This is a genomic window from Streptomyces sp. SID11385 (genome assembly GCF_010548245.1).
GTDB lineage: Bacteria > Actinomycetota > Actinomycetes > Streptomycetales > Streptomycetaceae > Streptomyces.
This window is the reverse complement of sequence record NZ_JAAGLR010001054.1, coordinates 1-14751: the sequence shown is the minus strand read 5'-3', so window position 1 is coordinate 14751 and position 14751 is coordinate 1. Positions and strand designations below refer to the sequence as shown.

Annotated in this window: 17 protein-coding genes, 1 tRNA gene and 2 pseudogenes; 7 read left to right on the top strand and 13 right to left on the bottom strand. The window is 70.2% G+C overall.

Annotation, left to right across the window (positions count from 1 at the left end; translation table 11 throughout):
- Positions 1-201: 201 nt before the first annotated feature.
- Together G3I42_RS32100 and G3I42_RS32095 are read left to right on the top strand one after the other, a co-directional pair.
- Positions 202-867, top strand: coding sequence for a hypothetical protein (locus G3I42_RS32100; RefSeq protein ID WP_164291196.1), 666 nt, complete (start codon positions 202-204; stop codon positions 865-867).
- A gap of 240 nt (positions 868-1107) precedes the next feature.
- Entirely contained in the window at positions 1108-1407 is a 300-nt protein-coding gene (locus G3I42_RS32095; protein WP_164291195.1) for a hypothetical protein, read from the top strand.
- Between the two features lie 278 nt (positions 1408-1685).
- On the opposite strand, the pseudogene G3I42_RS32090 reads toward G3I42_RS32095, so the two are convergent.
- From G3I42_RS32090 to G3I42_RS32045, 10 genes and pseudogenes are all read right to left on the bottom strand, one after another.
- A pseudogene (locus tag G3I42_RS32090) lies at positions 1686-1820 on the bottom strand (IS5/IS1182 family transposase); the annotation flags it as partial.
- 352 nt (positions 1821-2172) lie between these two features.
- Positions 2173-3162 carry an aldo/keto reductase gene (locus G3I42_RS32085; protein ID WP_164291194.1) on the bottom strand — a complete coding sequence of 330 codons (990 nt, stop codon included), beginning with the start codon at positions 3160-3162 and terminating at the stop codon, positions 2173-2175.
- A 29-nt stretch (positions 3163-3191) separates the two neighbouring features.
- The gene (locus G3I42_RS32080; RefSeq protein WP_164291193.1) at positions 3192-3923 is read right to left on the bottom strand and encodes an SDR family NAD(P)-dependent oxidoreductase; all 732 of its coding nucleotides are present in this window, start codon (positions 3921-3923) and stop codon (positions 3192-3194) included.
- Between the two features lie 60 nt (positions 3924-3983).
- Positions 3984-4754 (bottom strand): glucose 1-dehydrogenase, encoded by a 771-nt coding sequence (locus tag G3I42_RS32075; RefSeq protein WP_164291192.1) that lies wholly within the window; start codon positions 4752-4754, stop codon positions 3984-3986.
- 37 nt (positions 4755-4791) lie between these two features.
- Positions 4792-5559: a glucose 1-dehydrogenase gene (locus G3I42_RS32070; RefSeq protein ID WP_164291191.1), complete on the bottom strand. Its 768-nt coding sequence runs from the start codon at positions 5557-5559 to the stop codon at positions 4792-4794.
- A 35-nt stretch (positions 5560-5594) separates the two neighbouring features.
- Positions 5595-6866, bottom strand: coding sequence for an MFS transporter (locus tag G3I42_RS32065; RefSeq protein ID WP_164291190.1), 1272 nt, complete (start codon positions 6864-6866; stop codon positions 5595-5597).
- A 67-nt stretch (positions 6867-6933) separates the two neighbouring features.
- The gene (locus G3I42_RS32060; RefSeq protein WP_164291189.1) at positions 6934-7284 is read right to left on the bottom strand and encodes a cyclophilin-like fold protein; all 351 of its coding nucleotides are present in this window, start codon (positions 7282-7284) and stop codon (positions 6934-6936) included.
- Between the two features lie 189 nt (positions 7285-7473).
- Positions 7474-8139, bottom strand: a complete 666-nt coding sequence (locus G3I42_RS32055; RefSeq protein ID WP_164291188.1) for an SDR family NAD(P)-dependent oxidoreductase — start codon at positions 8137-8139, stop codon at positions 7474-7476.
- 48 nt (positions 8140-8187) lie between these two features.
- Positions 8188-8598 (bottom strand): cupin domain-containing protein, encoded by a 411-nt coding sequence (locus G3I42_RS32050; protein ID WP_164291187.1) that lies wholly within the window; start codon positions 8596-8598, stop codon positions 8188-8190.
- Between the two features lie 26 nt (positions 8599-8624).
- Positions 8625-9641, bottom strand: coding sequence for a zinc-dependent alcohol dehydrogenase family protein (locus G3I42_RS32045; protein WP_164291186.1), 1017 nt, complete (start codon positions 9639-9641; stop codon positions 8625-8627).
- A 264-nt stretch (positions 9642-9905) separates the two neighbouring features.
- On the opposite strand from G3I42_RS32045, the gene G3I42_RS32040 reads away from it, so the two are divergent.
- Positions 9906-10808, top strand: a complete 903-nt coding sequence (locus G3I42_RS32040) for a helix-turn-helix transcriptional regulator (RefSeq protein ID WP_164291185.1) — start codon at positions 9906-9908, stop codon at positions 10806-10808.
- Between the two features lie 109 nt (positions 10809-10917).
- Here the strand turns inward: G3I42_RS32040 and G3I42_RS38015 are convergent.
- Together G3I42_RS38015 and G3I42_RS32030 are read right to left on the bottom strand one after the other, a co-directional pair.
- Positions 10918-11004, bottom strand: a pseudogene (locus tag G3I42_RS38015) (Rieske (2Fe-2S) protein); the annotation flags it as partial.
- Between the two features lie 238 nt (positions 11005-11242).
- A complete protein-coding gene (locus tag G3I42_RS32030) occupies positions 11243-12019 on the bottom strand; it encodes a class I SAM-dependent methyltransferase (protein WP_164291184.1) in 777 nt (258 codons plus the stop codon).
- Positions 12020-13008: 989 nt separating this feature from the next.
- Between G3I42_RS32030 and G3I42_RS37200 the strand changes: the two genes are divergently transcribed.
- Genes G3I42_RS37200 through G3I42_RS38005 form a run of 3 tightly spaced genes read left to right on the top strand, consistent with a single transcriptional unit; the run spans position 13009 to position 14224 of the window.
- The gene (locus tag G3I42_RS37200; protein WP_203607624.1) at positions 13009-13293 is read left to right on the top strand and encodes a hypothetical protein; all 285 of its coding nucleotides are present in this window, start codon (positions 13009-13011) and stop codon (positions 13291-13293) included.
- A 38-nt stretch (positions 13294-13331) separates the two neighbouring features.
- On the top strand, positions 13332-13976 hold the full coding sequence (locus tag G3I42_RS32025) for a hypothetical protein (RefSeq protein ID WP_239096818.1): 645 nt from the start codon (positions 13332-13334) through the stop codon (positions 13974-13976).
- A 59-nt stretch (positions 13977-14035) separates the two neighbouring features.
- Positions 14036-14224 (top strand): hypothetical protein, encoded by a 189-nt coding sequence (locus tag G3I42_RS38005; RefSeq protein WP_239096817.1) that lies wholly within the window; start codon positions 14036-14038, stop codon positions 14222-14224.
- A gap of 103 nt (positions 14225-14327) precedes the next feature.
- On the opposite strand, the gene G3I42_RS32020 is transcribed toward G3I42_RS38005, so the two are convergent.
- Positions 14328-14401, bottom strand: a tRNA-Pro gene (locus tag G3I42_RS32020).
- 79 nt (positions 14402-14480) lie between these two features.
- Between G3I42_RS32020 and G3I42_RS32015 the strand changes: the two genes are divergently transcribed.
- The coding region (locus G3I42_RS32015; RefSeq protein ID WP_164291183.1) for a DUF309 domain-containing protein at positions 14481-14751 on the top strand (271 nt) is incomplete at its 3' end.

The window sequence follows — 14751 nt, the reverse complement described above, 5'->3', positions numbered from 1 at the left end:
CGGCCGCGGTGTCGTCCAGGACGCGGCCGAGATGGCGGTGCCGCTCGGGCAGGTCGACGGGGCCCGGCAGGGGAAGGGGCCGCCCGCGCGGAGCCGGGAGAGGAGTGCGTCGGCGGGCAGGACGGCGAGCTGCCCGGCCGCGATGATCAGCGCGAGCGGGTGGCCTTCGAGCTGCCGGCAGATCGCGGTGACCGTCTGCTCGTGCGTGTCGAGGCTGCTCTCGTACGCGACCCGGCGGGCGTGCCGCAGGAAGAGGGCGCGGGCGGCGGCGCCGTCCGTGACGTCGAGCGGGCGTACGCGGTAGAGGTGTTCACGGCTGAGGCCGAGGGCCACGCGGCTCGTCGCGAGCACGGTGACCCCGGGGTGTGCGGCGAGCAGCGCGGCGAGAGCGCGCCCGAGGGGCGCTGTGGACTCCAGGTTCTCGGCGAGCACGAGGGGAGGGCGGGCTCCGTCGGCCGGAGCGGCGGGGAGCGCGTCGGCGAGGAGTGCGAGAGCGGCCTCGGGCCCGTCCGCCTCCGCGAGTTCGACGACGCGGATCTCCGCACCGCCCTGTTCGAGGTGCTCGCACACGTGACCCGCCAGCCGGCTCTTGCCGACTCCGCCGATCCCGACGAGGTTCAGCAGCCGTACCTCGGGATCGTCGAGAAGCTCTGTCACCTCGCGGACGTCGTCACGACAGCCGCCGATTCCGCTCACGTCGCCAGGTCCGTTCACAGGCCCCCCGTCACCAGAGGCCCCCAGCGTCGGAGGCGGCACCCCCACCCGTCAAGATCGGGTGATCTTCTTCACGACCCCGCTCCGCCGTCGCACGGGCCCCGGCCCCACGAAGCACATGCGGTCATCAACTCTCCCACCGAGAGCGGATAGGGGCTGCTCCCGCGCCTTTGGCGAGGGAGCCGTCCGGGTGCCGGTCGGGGAGGCCGAGGAACTGTTGCTCGATGGGGGTGGGGGGTGGGGTCCTGGCGGAGGCCGGTGGCGGGGTCGTCGACGGTGTGGAGCCAGCGGTAGCCGTACTGGAGCATGAGGGCGATGCGGGGGCGGCCTGAGAGCTTGATGCCTCCGGTGTGCCAGGTCCGGTTCTCGAAGAGGACGGTGACGGTTCCGTTGATGTCGGGCCAGATCATCGAGGGTCCCGTGGAAGTCGCGAAACTTCTAGTTGTCCACTGGTGGAACACCCAGACCGTACCGTTCCTCGTGGCCAGGCGCGAAGCCTTGGTGCTGAAGCAGCAGGCCCGCAGGGCCAAGAAGAAGGTCTTGCGGATCGGGATCACGACGGCAACTCCTGCTGCCGTCCGGGAGTCGAGGCTGACGCGCCTTGCCAAGTGTGGCCGCCGCGCCCAGCGAATCAAAGGTCACTGTGACGAGCAAGCAGCTCCAGCAGATGTTCAGGACGTGGCTCGCTCATGAGGACGCCCAGCAGGCGCTCTGGAGCCTCATCGTGAATGCCGAGGCCGGAAATGTCGGTGCTGCCGCCCTGGTATGGCAGCAGGAATTGAAAGAGCCATGCCCGAGCGGCGAACCGAGCGAGTCACGGGGTTCTTCGCTACCAACCCCTCAATCCTGGAGAACTTCGCTCGTCAGCTCACGGGCAGCATGACCCTCGGGCTGGGCGAGACGACTAGCAGGCGCGACCAGGCGTAGGGCCGTGCCATGTGAGGACGGCGCGTCACTGAGCCTTTCCAACCTCAGCCTGAGGTGTGGTGGAGGGCGAGGACGGCCCTCACGATGTCGGTGATGCGGTTGGTGCTGCATCGGAGCTTGCGGAGGAGTCGCCAGGCTTTCAGGGTGGTCATGGCCTGCTCGCCGATGCAGCGGATCTTGGTCCCGTCGCCGGTGGCCAGTTGCCCGGTCAGGAACCGCACGGTTCGGCTGCTCCTGGCAGCGCGGGTGATCTTGGTCGAGAACCCCGTCTGCCAGGAGCTTCATTGCTGTGCAGGAGCGTCCAACTCAAGGCCAGCGCTGTGAGGTTGGAAAGGGCTCAGTGGCGGAAATGCGGCGGTAGCCGAGAACCGTGATCGTCGCGCCGGCCCGAGGAGCCCACGCTGTTCTGGACGTGCGGCGCAGTCTCCGACAAGGCCGGGCTCCACCGCTTGGCCGTGCGCGTCACCATGTATTGGTGGCGAACACGCGGGCCACGAGCGGCGACGACGGCCTGCTGCTCCCGGTCGGTAGTTACCAGGCGTATGCCTCGGGGGCTTCGCCGCCGGGGCCGGGCCAGATCTCATCGAGCTTGGCCAGGGTGTCATCGGTGAGGGTGACGTCAAGGGCCCGGCGGCTGATGGCGAGTTGTTCGGGGGTGCGGGGGCCAACGATGGTGGCGGTCAGGACGGGGTTGTGCAGGAGCCAGGCGAGGGCGACGTCGGCGGGTTGTTCACCGATGTTGTCGCACAGCTTCTCGTACGCCTCCAGCTGGGGGCGGAGCCGTTCGATGGTCTTCTGCATCTCGGGTGAGGAGCGGCGGCCTTCCTGGGCCTTCTTCAGGGCGCCGCCGAGGAGTCCGCCGCCGAGCGGGCTCCAGGGGAAGAGGCCGAGGCCGTAGTAGCGCAGGGCGGGGATGACTTCGAGTTCGATGGTGCGGGCGGTGAGGTTGTAGAGGCTCTGTTCGGAGACGAGGCCCATGAAGTCGCGGGCGGTGGCGGCGTTCTGCGCGGTGGCGATCTGCCAGCCGGCGAAGTTGCTGCTGCCGATGTAGGTGACCTTGCCTTCGCGGACCAACTGCTCCATCGCCTGCCAGATCTCCTCCCAGGGGGTGGACCGGTCGATGTGGTGCATCTGGTAGAGGTCGATGTGGTCGGTCTGGAGACGCCGGAGGCTGTCCTCAGCGGCCTTGCGGATCTTGTAGGCGGAGAGGTACTTGTCGTTGGGGCCGGTGCCCATGGGCTGGTAGACCTTGGTGGCCAGGACGATCTTGTCGCGTCGGCCGCCTCCCTGGGCGAGCCACCGGCCGATGATCTCCTCGGAGATCCCGTAGCCCTGTTTCATGTCGGGGGACTGGGGGCCGCCGTAGACGTCGGCGGAGTCGAAGAGGTTGATGCCCGCTTCGACGGCGTCGTCCATGATCTTGAAGCTGGTGGGTTCGTCGGTGACGTCGCCGAAGTTCATGGTGCCCAGCGCGAGGCGGGAGACCTTCAGCCCGGTGCGGCCGAGGTGCTTGTACTGCATGGTGTGTCTGCCTTTCGTGCGGGGGTTGTTCATCGGGGGGTCAGGGTGATGCCGGTGCGTTGGGCGAGCGCGTCGAGGACTGCGTCCTGGAAGCTCTCGTCCCGTACCGCGGGGTGCGGGGTCTGCTGGCGTTGGTGGTGCCAGTAGCTGCCCGTGGCACCGGGGCCGGACGCTGTGGCCAGGTGGAGCTGGGTGACGTGCCCGAGGGCCAGGTCGTCGGGGGCGGAGGGGCCGCCCATGCGGGTGGGAACCCAGCCGGGGTCGACGGCGAAGCTGTGCACGCCGGGCCGGTGGCGGGGAAGAGCGGCGGCCAGGGCGGTGACGAACAGCTTGCTGTCCGAGTAGCCCAGCGGGGCGTCCTCGCGCCGTGAGTCGATGAGGCCGGCGTCGGCATGTCCGCCGGTGTGCATGCTGCTGCTGAGGTAGACGTGCCGGCCGGGCCCGGCGATCAGGCAGGTCAGCAGGTAGGGGGCGAGGACGTTGACCGCGAGGGTGTCGGGTCCGTCGTAGACGCCGGCGTTGTGGATGACGGCATCGATCCCGCCCAGGGTGTTGGCCTGTTCGGCGACGGACAGGGTGCCTTCGTGGGTGGCCAGGTCGCCGGTGACCGGAAGGGCACCGCGGTCCAGCAGGTCACGCACGTCGGTGAGCCGGCCCGGGTGGCGGGCGTGGAGAACGGCTTCGTGGCCGTCATCGAGCAGGGCCGCGACGGTGTTGCGGCCGAGCCCTGTGGCGGCGCCGGTGACCAGTACGCGTGCCATCTGATCTCTCCTCCTCGTTCGCCCGTGCGGGCGGGGTGCCGGTGAGTGGCCGGGGATGGGTCAGCGGGCGACGTAGCCGCCGTCGACGGGCAGGGCGACGCCGACGACGTAGCTGGCGGCGGGGCTGTTGAGCCACAGGACGGCTTCGGCGATCTCCTCTCCGGTGCCCAGGCGGGCGATGGGTGCGTCCGCCGCCGCGGCGGCGGGGTCGAGTTCCCCCTTGGCGATCATGTCGGCGACCATCGGGGTTTCGATCGTGCCGGGGCAGACGGCGTTGATGCGGACGCCGCGCGGGGCGTATTCGAGTGCGGCGCTGCTGGTGAGGCCGATGACGCCGTGCTTGGTGGCGTGGTAGGAGGCGCGCTGGGGGTTGCCGACGAGGCCGCCGAGGGAGGAGCAGTTGACGATCGCGCCGCCCTCGTCCTGGGCGCGCATCTGGCGCAGTTCGTGCTTCATGCACGCCCACACGCCGCGCAGGTTGATCGCGTTGACCCGGTCGAAGGCGGAAGCGTCCTCCTCGGCAGCGTCGGCCAGGGGGATCATGATGCCGGCGTTGTTGAAGGCCATGTCGAGGCGGCCGAAGGTGGCCACGGTCTGGTCGATGAGGGCGGCGACCTGGTCCTCGTCGGTGACGTCGCAGGTCACGGCGAGGGCCCGGTGGCCGGCGGAGGTCAGTTCCTCGGTCACTGCGGTCAGGGCGTTTTCGCTGAGGTCGGCCAGGACGACGGCGGCCCCGGAGCGGGCGTAGGCGCGGGCGGTGGCCAGGCCCATGCCGCCCGCGGCGCCGGTGACGAGGGCGACCTTGCCGGTGAAGTCGTAGGTGGGCGTCATGTGGATCACGTCCTTTCACACGCTGGTGAATCGGTGGTCAGATGGTTTGGCCGCCGTCGATGACGAGGGCGGTGCCGGTGGTGAAGGCGGCGTCCTCGGAGCAGAGCCAGAGCACGGCGGAGGCGATCTCCTCGGGTTTGCCGAGGCGGCCGACGGGTTCGTCGGCGATGAGTCCTTCGCGTCCGCCGGGTCGGGTGTCGCCGAAACGGCGGATCATCTCGGTGTCGATGATCCCGGGGCAGATCGCGTTGATGCGGATGCGGTCGGCGGCGTGGTCGAGGGCGGCGGAGCGGGTGAAGCCGATGACGCCGTGCTTGGCGGCGGCGTAGGCGGCCTGCCCCTTGAAGCCCTTGATTCCGGCGCCGGAGGAGACGTTGACGATCGCGCCACCCTCGTCCTGCTGGAGCATCTGGCGGATCTCGGCGCGGGCGCACAGGAACATGCCGGTGAGGCTGACGCCGAGGATGCGGTCCCAGTCGTCCTTGCCGGTCTCGGAGGCCGGCTGGACGGGCTGCTCGATACCGGCGTTGTTGAACGCGGCATCAAGCCGCCCGAACCGGTCCGCGATGGTGTCCACGGCGGCCTGTACGTCGTCCTCGCGGGTGACGTCGCAGACCAGGGCGAGAGCCTGGCCGCCGGCGTCGGTGATGAGCCGGGCGGTCTCCTTCAGCCCGTCACCGTCACGGTCGGCGACGGCGACGCGGGCGCCGGATCGGGCGAAGGCGAGGGCGGTGGCCCGGCCGATGCCGCCCGCGGCGCCGGTGACGAAGGCGACCTTGCCGGTGAAGTCGTAGGTGATGCTCACTCTGGGCCTCCGGGAACGAAGTGGGCGTACGGCTGTCAGTGCCGGGCCGCGGAGGCTGCCGCGGACTGTTCGGGCCGCGCCCCGGCATCGGTCCCCGGCTCGTGGGTGCGCTGGGCGACGACGCGGGGCCGGGTGGTGGTGCCGCGCACGGCGAGGGCGATCAGCGGGACGAGGGTCAGGACCGCGAAGACCGCGCCGACCAGGGCTGGGCCGGTCAGGCCGAGGGAGGAACCCAGGGCGACACCGGCGAGCGCGGACCCGGCGGCGACGCCGGTCTCGTAGGCCGAGGTGGTCAGCGACGAGGCCAGCGTCGAGGCGTCGCCCGCGAAGCGGACCGAGAGCGAGGTGACGATCGGGTTCAGCGTGAACCCGGTCATCGCCATCAGCGCGAACAGCACGATCGTGGCCACCGCGCTGGTCGACAGCGGGATGAGGAGGAACAGGGCCAGGGCGGTGCCCGCGGCGGCGGTGATCGTGGTGACCATCGGCTTGTGGTCGCCCATCCGCCCACCGATGGCAGTGCCGCCCAGCGCACCGGCACCGTAAGCAATCAGCACGAGCGGCACGGCGCCCGCAGGGATGCCGGCCCGGTCGGTCAGCAGCGGGGTGATGTAGGTGTAAGCGGCCAGCACCCCGCCCATGATCATCACGGCGGCGGTCAGGGCCAGCCACAGGCGGGTGTTGCGCAGCGCCGTGAACTCGGCACGCATTGAGACGGTGGCGCGCTGTTCGGCGGTGGGCAGGAACCGGCCGATGACGGCGGCGGCGACGGCGGAGAGGGCGGCGAGGGCCCAGAACGGGCCGCGCCAGCCGATGGCCTGTCCGGCGAAGGAGCCGATCGGCACGCCCAGGACGTTGGACAGGGTCAGCCCGCCCATGATCATGCCGACCGCCCGGGTGGACCTCTGGGGTCCGGCGGCCGTGGTGGCGATGACGAAGCCGACGGCGTAGAACGCGCCAGTGGCCAGGGCGGTGACGAACCGGGCGATCAGGATGACGGTGAAGTCGGTGCTGGCCGCGAGGACGATGTGTCCGAGGGCGAAGACGGCCAAAGACCCTACGACGGTGTGGCGCTGGGGCAGGCGCAGGGTGGCCAGGGCCATCGCCGGGCCGCCGATGATCATGCCGATCGCGAAGACGGTGATCATGAGGCCGGTGTGGGAGACGCTGACGTCGAGGTCGGATGCCATGTCGGGGAGCAGTCCGGCGATGACGAACTCGGTGGTTCCCATCAGGAACGCGCCGGCGGCGAGCACCCAGACGACGACGGGCAGCTTGCCCTGTGTGGTCTTGGCGGCGGAAGGCATACGGGGGAACTTCTGCTTTCGTACGGGGACGGTGTCGATCAGCAGGTGAGCGGCGACGCGGGGAGGGTCAGGAAGCGGCTTCGATGCGCACGCGCTCGGCGGTGGCGAGGCGGTCGGCGTCCTCGGGCTGATCGAGGAGGCCGATGATGACCAGGCTCGGGGAGTGGTCGCCGTCGCGGTAAAAGAGGGCGAGGTTGCCCCACGGCGTGTAGTAGGCGAGGTCCCCGGCCTTCGGGTACGACGCGTCGGGTGCGCCGGTGGTGTCGAGCTTGCGCGGCGGGTAGCCGATCCGCTCCGTGCCGTGGAAGTCCGCCAGATCGAGAGTGAGCGGGAGGAGGGTGGCCAGGTCGCGGGCGGCGGCACTGTCGTTCAGCGTTGCCCCGGCGCGGTGGCTGTCGAGGGTGAAGACGATGCGCATGCTGGTGCTCCTGTCGGACGGTGCGGGTTCCACCTCACGCCCCGGGTCGGTGGAGCGCCAGGTGGAAGCGGGCGGGGACGAGGACGGGGGCTCCGGTTGGTTCTGGCTACAGGCGGTCACCCCCAGAACCAGCGCCCCGGCGCAGGCGAGGCCCAGGGACGGACGGGACACGGCTGTCTTCTTCCGGGGTCAGTCGGGCAGCGGCTCGGAGTAGTGGCGGAAGTCGCCGCGCTCGGAGTGGATCGCGTACAGCCGCTCGGCCAGCACCGTGGGGCTTGACTGTTCGGAGTCCGGGCTGATCGCGCCGGGGATGATCAGCTGGGCGGCGTGAATGTTCTCCGGCGCGAGTGCCTGGTGGAGCATCGCGGCGTAGGCGCTTTCAGCGGCGAACGCGATCGAGGTGCCCGCGACCTTGGGGTTGGGGCGGACGGCGCTGGAGCCGTTGACGAACAGCAGCGTGCCCCGGCCCAGCTCCCGCATCCCGGGCAGGACGGCGTTGACGCAGGTCACCGGCGCTTTAGCGGAGAAGGCCAGCGGGCCGTCCAAGTCCTCCGCGGTGGTGTCCAGGACCGGCTTCATGAAGTCCGGGTGCGGGACGGGGCTGTACTGGAGGACCTCGATCACGCCGAGCGTGGCACTCGCGGCGTCCAGGGCGGCGGTCAGGGCCTGGGGGTCGCGCACGTCGGCGGCGAAGCCGCGGGCGGAGATCCCTTCCCCCTTCAGCTCGGCGGCCAGGGCGTCCAGGTGGTCCTGGTTGCGGGAGACGAGGGCGATGTCGAAGCCTTCGCGGCCGAAGCGGCGGGCGGTCGCCAGTCCGAGGCCGGAGCCGGCGCCGATGAGAGCGTAAGTGGTCACGGTGCGCCTTTCACAAGAGCGGGATGAGCGGTGGGCGGGGCCGGGGTGTCAGTCGGTGGCCGGGGCGGCGGCGTATTCCTCGTCAGTGACGGGGGTCAGCCAGTGCACGACGTCGTGGTCCGCGTCGCCCTCGTTGATGGCGAGGTGGACCATGAGCCGGTTGGGTGCGGCGCCGTGCCAGTGCTCCTCGTCGGCCTCGAACAGGACGCGATCGCCCGGCCGGATGACCTCGACGGGGCCGCCGCGCCGCTGGCACAGGCCGACACCTTCAGTGACGAACACGGTCTGGCCGAGCGGGTGGCGGTGCCAGTGGGTGCGGGAGCCCGGCATGAAGTGCACCAGGTTGGCGGTGACCCGGGAGGGCTCCGGGGCTGCGGCTACGGCATCGATATAGACGTCGCCGGTGAACCAGTCGCCGGGTCCCTTGGCGGTGGCGATCGAACTGCGGGTGATCTGCATGGCTGCTCCGTGTGGGGTGAACGGGGTCAGGGCTTGAGGAGGGTCTTGATCGCGCGGCGCTCGTCCATCGCCTTGTAGCCCTCGGCGACCTGGTCCAGGGGCAGGGTGAGGTCGAAGACCTTGCCCGGGTCGATCGCGCCGGTCAGGACGCGGCCGATCAGGTCGGGCAGGTAGCGGCGGACGGGAGCGGGGCCGCCGCGCAAGCCGACGTGGGAGAAGAACAGCTCCTGCCCGTCGATCGCGACCTCCTGCGGGACGCCGACGAAGCCGACGTTCCCCCCGGGCCGGGCCGAGTGCAGGGCCTGGCTCATGGCCTGGGCGGTGCCCACGCACTCCAGCACGCTGTCGGCGCCGATCCCGCCGGTCAGCTCCTTGATCCGGGCGACGCCGTCCTCGCCGCGCTCCGTGACGATGTCGGTCGCGCCGAACTCGCGCGCCAGCTTCTGCCGGGACTCGTGCCGCGACATGGCGATGATCCGCTCCGCGCCCAGCTCCTTCGCGGCGATCACGCCGCACAGGCCGACCGCGCCGTCACCGACGACCACGGCCGTGGAGCCGGGCCTGACCTCGGCGGCGTCGGCAGCCCACCAGCCGGTGCCCATGACGTCGGAGACGGCCAGCAGGCCCGGCCAGAACTCCTCGCCGGGCACCCCGTCGGTGGCGACCAGCGTGCCCTGGGCGTTGGGGATGCGGACGTATTCAGCCTGGCAGGTGGACATGAATTCCACATTCAGGCAGCTGGACTGGAAGCCGTTACGGCAGTTCGCGCAGGTGTTGTCCGAGGTGGCGAACGAGCCGATGACGAACTGGCCCGGCTTGACCGAGGTGACCTCGGAGCCGACCTCCTCGACGAAGCCGACGTACTCGTGGCCCATCGGGTGCGCGTGCTCGGTCGGCTCCGCGCCACGGTAGGGCCACAGGTCCGAGCCGCACACGCAGGTCACGGCCGTACGGATGACGGCGTCGGTCGGCTTGAGGATCTTCGCGTCCTCCACGGTCTCGAAGCGGATGTCGCCGGGGGCGTGGATCACTGCTCCGCGCATGAGAAAGATTCCTTTGCGTACGGTGGCGGCCAGCACACGAACGGTGTGCCATCGGGCCGCTCGACTGCGGTTGCGGGCCCGGCTCGATGGCGGCGCAGACGTGCCGCGCGGTCCGGGCGGGCGCTGCGTCCACCCCGGCCGGAGGGGGACGGCGAGCGCCACGTCATCCAGGTAACCGCCATTCCGCGCGGGCAGCGAGTCACTGACAAGGGGTGTACCGGCAGTACATCCCTCCCGCGCCGGGCGGGCCGTACCGTCGAAGACATGGACAACCGTGAAGAGGTCCGCGAGTTCCTGACCTCGCGGCGCGCGAAGATCACCCCCGAGCAGGCGGGCCTTCCCTCCGGCTCCCGCCGCCGGGTGCCGGGCCTGCGACGCAGCGAGGTCGCCGCCCTCGCCGACATGAGCGTGGAGTACTACTCGAAGCTGGAGCGCGGGCAGCTCGCCGGCGTCTCCCCGGCGGTACTGGAGGCGGTCGCCCGCGCGCTCCAGCTCGACGACGCCGAGCGCGCCCACCTGCTGAACCTGGCCCAGGCCGCCAACGGCTCCGACGTCCTCACCCGCCCCAAGCGCCGACGCACGAAGCCCCAGTGGACGCCGCACCGCAGCCTCCAGTGGATGCTGGATGCCATCACCGCGGGCCCCGCGCTCGTGCGCAACGGCCGCATGGACATCCTGGCCGTCAACCCGCTCGCCCGCGCCTTCTACGCCGACCTGTACGCAGCCCCCGGCAACCAGCTGAATCTGGCCCGGTTCCAGTTCCTCGACCCGGCCGCCCGGCGCTTCTACCCCGACTGGGAACGCTTCGCCGACATGTGCGTGCCGATACTGCGGACCGAAGCAGGCCGCAACCCGCACGACAAGGACCTGCACGACCTGGTGGGCGAGCTGTCCACCCGCAGCGAGGAATTCCGCACCCGCTGGGGCGCCCACAACGTCCGCCACCACGGAACCGGCACCAAACGCTTCCACCACCAAGCCGTCGGCGAACTCACCCTCGCCTTCGAAGACCTGGAAATGACCTCCGAACCCGGCCTCACCATCACCGTCTACACCGCCGAACCCGGCTCACCCTCCGAAGAAGGACTCCGCCTCCTCGCTTCCTGGGCCGCCACCGAGGAGCCCCCGACAGCCCCGGCCGCGCCGCCGGCCCACGGGCAGACGTGATCCGGACGGTCCCGGAATCGCAGGCTCGGCCCCTGCTCACGCGGCGCGGTGTCCCTATCCGACGGCGACGTGGCCGGCTGCACGGTCGAATGCTGGCTGCACGCCTGGTCTGCACCGGATAGACGGGAACGGGACGCGTGGTCGGCGGGTCGACGGGTTGTCCGGTGCGGAGGTCGAACCGGGAGGGAGGCACCCACATCGATGGTGGGTGATATTCACGAGTTTTGGCAGGGCTGGAGTACTTGCCAAGGCAACATGGGGGTGTTGCTGATGGAAGGTCCTGGTCATGCCGCAGATGTCCAAGGCCGAGCTGTACGCGGCGGCACGATCATCGAGACTGGGACCGACTCCTACCACCTCGCCAGCACCAGAGCATGCTCTGAGCAGCCCGCCAAGGCTGGCTGACACCTGCCCACGCCGAGAGGTGGGGTCACCTACTCACCGGCGCGGGCCACCAGCAGCGGCTGGAAGAAGCCCGTTTCCTGCGGCATGTGCCAGTCGGGGTCGACAAACCCCGCCTCGACTGCGAGGCCGGCCAGCCGGTCCCGGCCGAGTGCCCAGTAAGTAGTACGGCGGACCTGGACGCCCCATTCTCCGCCTGCCGGAAGGAGTTGGAAGTGCTCCAGGTCGTAGTGCTCGCCGTCGTCGTGCCAGTGCCAGAGCTGGAAGGTGACGGTGCGTTCTTCGCCGTCGGCGCAGTCGATGTTCCTGTGGACTTGTAGAGGCGTCGAAGCCGGGCGGTCGCGCAGCAGATCGTCGTAGTGGCGTGTGCTGACCAGCAGCAGGCCGTCGGGACGCAGCACGCGGCGCATCTCGGCAAGGGCGGCGTGCACATCCTGCTCAGTCAGCAGGTGAGGCAGCGAGTTGTCGGCGCAGACGACCGTATCGAACCGGCCATCGGAGAACGGGAGGCGTCGCATGTCGGCCGCGGCCGTGCGCAGGCTCAGGTTCCGGAGGGCGGCCTCACGGGCAGCGCGGGCGGCGGCGCGGGGGCTGAGGTCGGTCCCGCTGACCCGGTGGCCGCGCAGCGCCAAGCCGATGGCCTGCGTGCCGATGCCGCAGGAGCAGTCGAGGACCGTCGCGCGATCTTTGCCGATCAGGGCGTCCAAGGCGCCCCCCTGCCGACGGATGCTCGCGTCCCAGTCTGAATAAATCAGGTGGTAGTCGTCAGCCAGTTCGTCGTAGAAGTGCGCCACCGATGTCTCGGACATGGGCCGAGATTACCGTTCCTGCTTCTCCGGAGGTGCCGGTCATTCCCGTGATCGGCTCGGATGCCCTCGCTGACGGCAGCACCGCCATTTCCCGTGAACATCTTCAGGCCCACTGATCGCCAACTGCTGTTGCAACTCATAGACAAACGCTGCTGCTTGTCGTGAACGAAACCAGCCGCGCGATGAACGTGACGTCAGCGGGCACCCGTGACACGGGACGAGTCCGATGCTGCCCGCAACCGCGCCTGCCTGCTGCGGGCCGCCGCCGAACTGGTGGCAGGACGGAGAGCGCAACACATCACGATGGACGAAGTCGCCCGAGCAGCAGGGCGGGCGGACGCCCACCCCACAGTGTGGCGCCCGGTTTTGTGTCCCCGTGGTCAAACGGTGGGGTGGCAGGTCGCGGTCCAGAACGTGACCGGACCTGCGTCCAGCCTTCATCGGTACGGGCATCGGAACGTGCGGCCGCTGCGACCACGAACCCGTGGTTCTCAAGGTGCTGGACGGCTCGCTCCCTGGGGAGCACCGGCACCTCGCCGTCGATGGCGATCAGGTACCGCCCCGGATGTTTCCATGGACGCTTGTTCTCCCACGTCCGCTCCCGAGCACGATCACGGGCCCGACCCACCGGAAAGCTCACCGGAACACGATCGACCACACAGTGCGGGCTGCCCGCGGTCAGGGCTTTCAAAGGGTGGATCAGGCTCCGTCACTCTCGCGTGCTCCGCGCCCCAGGAGAATCGCCCCACTTGCCCGTTGGGCCAATATCACCGCACACCGGAGCGGGACAGGAACACCAGCGTGAGATCGTTCCTGAGACCTCGCCTCCTGGCTGCGGGTAGACGCGTCGACCCTGCGTCGCTGGCGCACCGCAGCGCCTCCCCAGTGCCCGCCCTTCGTCACGATCTCCGAGCACGTCATCCCCTACAGCGCCCCGAACGTGGAGACCTGGCTGCGAAAGCGGCGCACCGTCCCCGCGAAGGGGATCAGTGGCCGATAGGACCAGCCTTCCCGCTGGCATCCGGATATCCACCGACATCGAGCATCGCCCTGACCGCCCCGCCCCCTGCCGTGCACGCGTCCGCCGGCACGACCCGGTCACCAAACGGCGCCTTTCCCTCTCCGAGGGCAAAGACACCGAGGACGAAGCGAAAGAACGGCTTCAGGCGATAGTCGAGGCCGCTGAAGCAGGACTGAGCCCGACGGTCGCCACCATGAAACTCGCCGACTGCGGCGCGACCGACATGGATCTAGTGCTGCGGGCCTTGAGTTGAAGACCCGCGACCCCTACCTCGCCGGCCGGCGCACCCGCGTGCCCCCCACCCTGGGACACCTCGCCGTACGGACCATCACGAACGGCGTCGTCAACCGCACCGTGCAGGGCTGGATCGCCGACGGGCACAGCCGCTCGACCATGAAGAACACCATCGCCGTCCTGGTCCGCGTCATGGAACAGGCCGTCCGCGGCAGCGTCATCAAGGTCAACCCCGCCCGTGTGACCGGCTGGCGGAAGCTCTACAAGCAGGCCGAGGACGAACTCCTCGACCCCCGCGCACTGGCCTCCCCGGCTGGGAGACCCTCGTCGCGCTCGCCGACGCCCTCGTGGCCCCCCCACGGCCACTACCAGGGCTGGGGCGAGGTCGTCCTCTTCGCCGCCTGCACCGCCGCGCGCATCGGCGAGGTCGCCGGCTACCGCATCGGGGACATCGACAGCACACAGTGGACCTGGGCCGTCCGGCGACAGACCGCCCCAGCACCCGGGGGTCTCACCGACAGGCACCAAGGGCAAACGCGCCCGCCACGTACCCATCGTCGAGGAGATCCGCCCTCTCGTCGCCCAGCGCATCCTCGTCGCAGGCAGGCCGCGATCCCGACGCCCGTCTCTTCACCGGCCCCCGAGGAGGCGGCGTCTCCACCGCCGTCCTGCGCGACGCCACCCGCTGGGACGAGGTCGTGACCATGCTCGGCTACGCACACCTGCGCCGCCACGACCTCCGGCACATCGGACTCACCTAATTGGCCGACGCCGGAACCGCCGTCCGCATCCTGCGCCGCATGGCCGGCCACGGCTCCCTCAACACCACCCACCGCTTCCTGCACCTCGACACCCACAAAATCACCGCCGCGGGAGCCGCGCTCTCCGCACACCTCACCGCAATCCGCGCCCCACACCCCTCCCCCACCCCCATCGCCATGCCCCGCTGAACACCCGTCAAGCAAAGCCCTGGTCCCCCGCTGGTCCCCACAAACGCCTCAGGGCCGGTGTCGGATTTCTCCGATACCGGCCCTGAGCTGCGACTTCGTAAAGTCGGGACGACAGGATTTGAACCTGCGACCCCTTGACCCCCAGTCAAGTGCGCTACCAAGCTGCGCCACGTCCCGATGCCCGGCCGAGGTGTTCCCCGTGCCGTGCGAGAAGTACATTACCGCACGTCCGGGGGTCGTGTGACGCGGAGGGAGTGTGGGGGCCTTGGGTGAGCGGGACCGGGACGCTGAGGGGCGGGCGCGCAGTGCGCGGCCTCGGGACGGGCTGGGGCGGCCCCTTCCGTACGGGGACCCCGGTGGGGTGGCGCGGCAGCCGGAGGGGGTGGTGCGGGCGGGGGCGGAGACCGTGGACGAGGCGCAGGCGCTGCTCGACGCGGGGCGGCCGTTTCACGCGCACGAGGTGTTCGAGGACGCCTGGAAGAGCGGGCCCGGCAGTGAGCGGGCGCTGTGGCGGGCGCTGGCGCAGC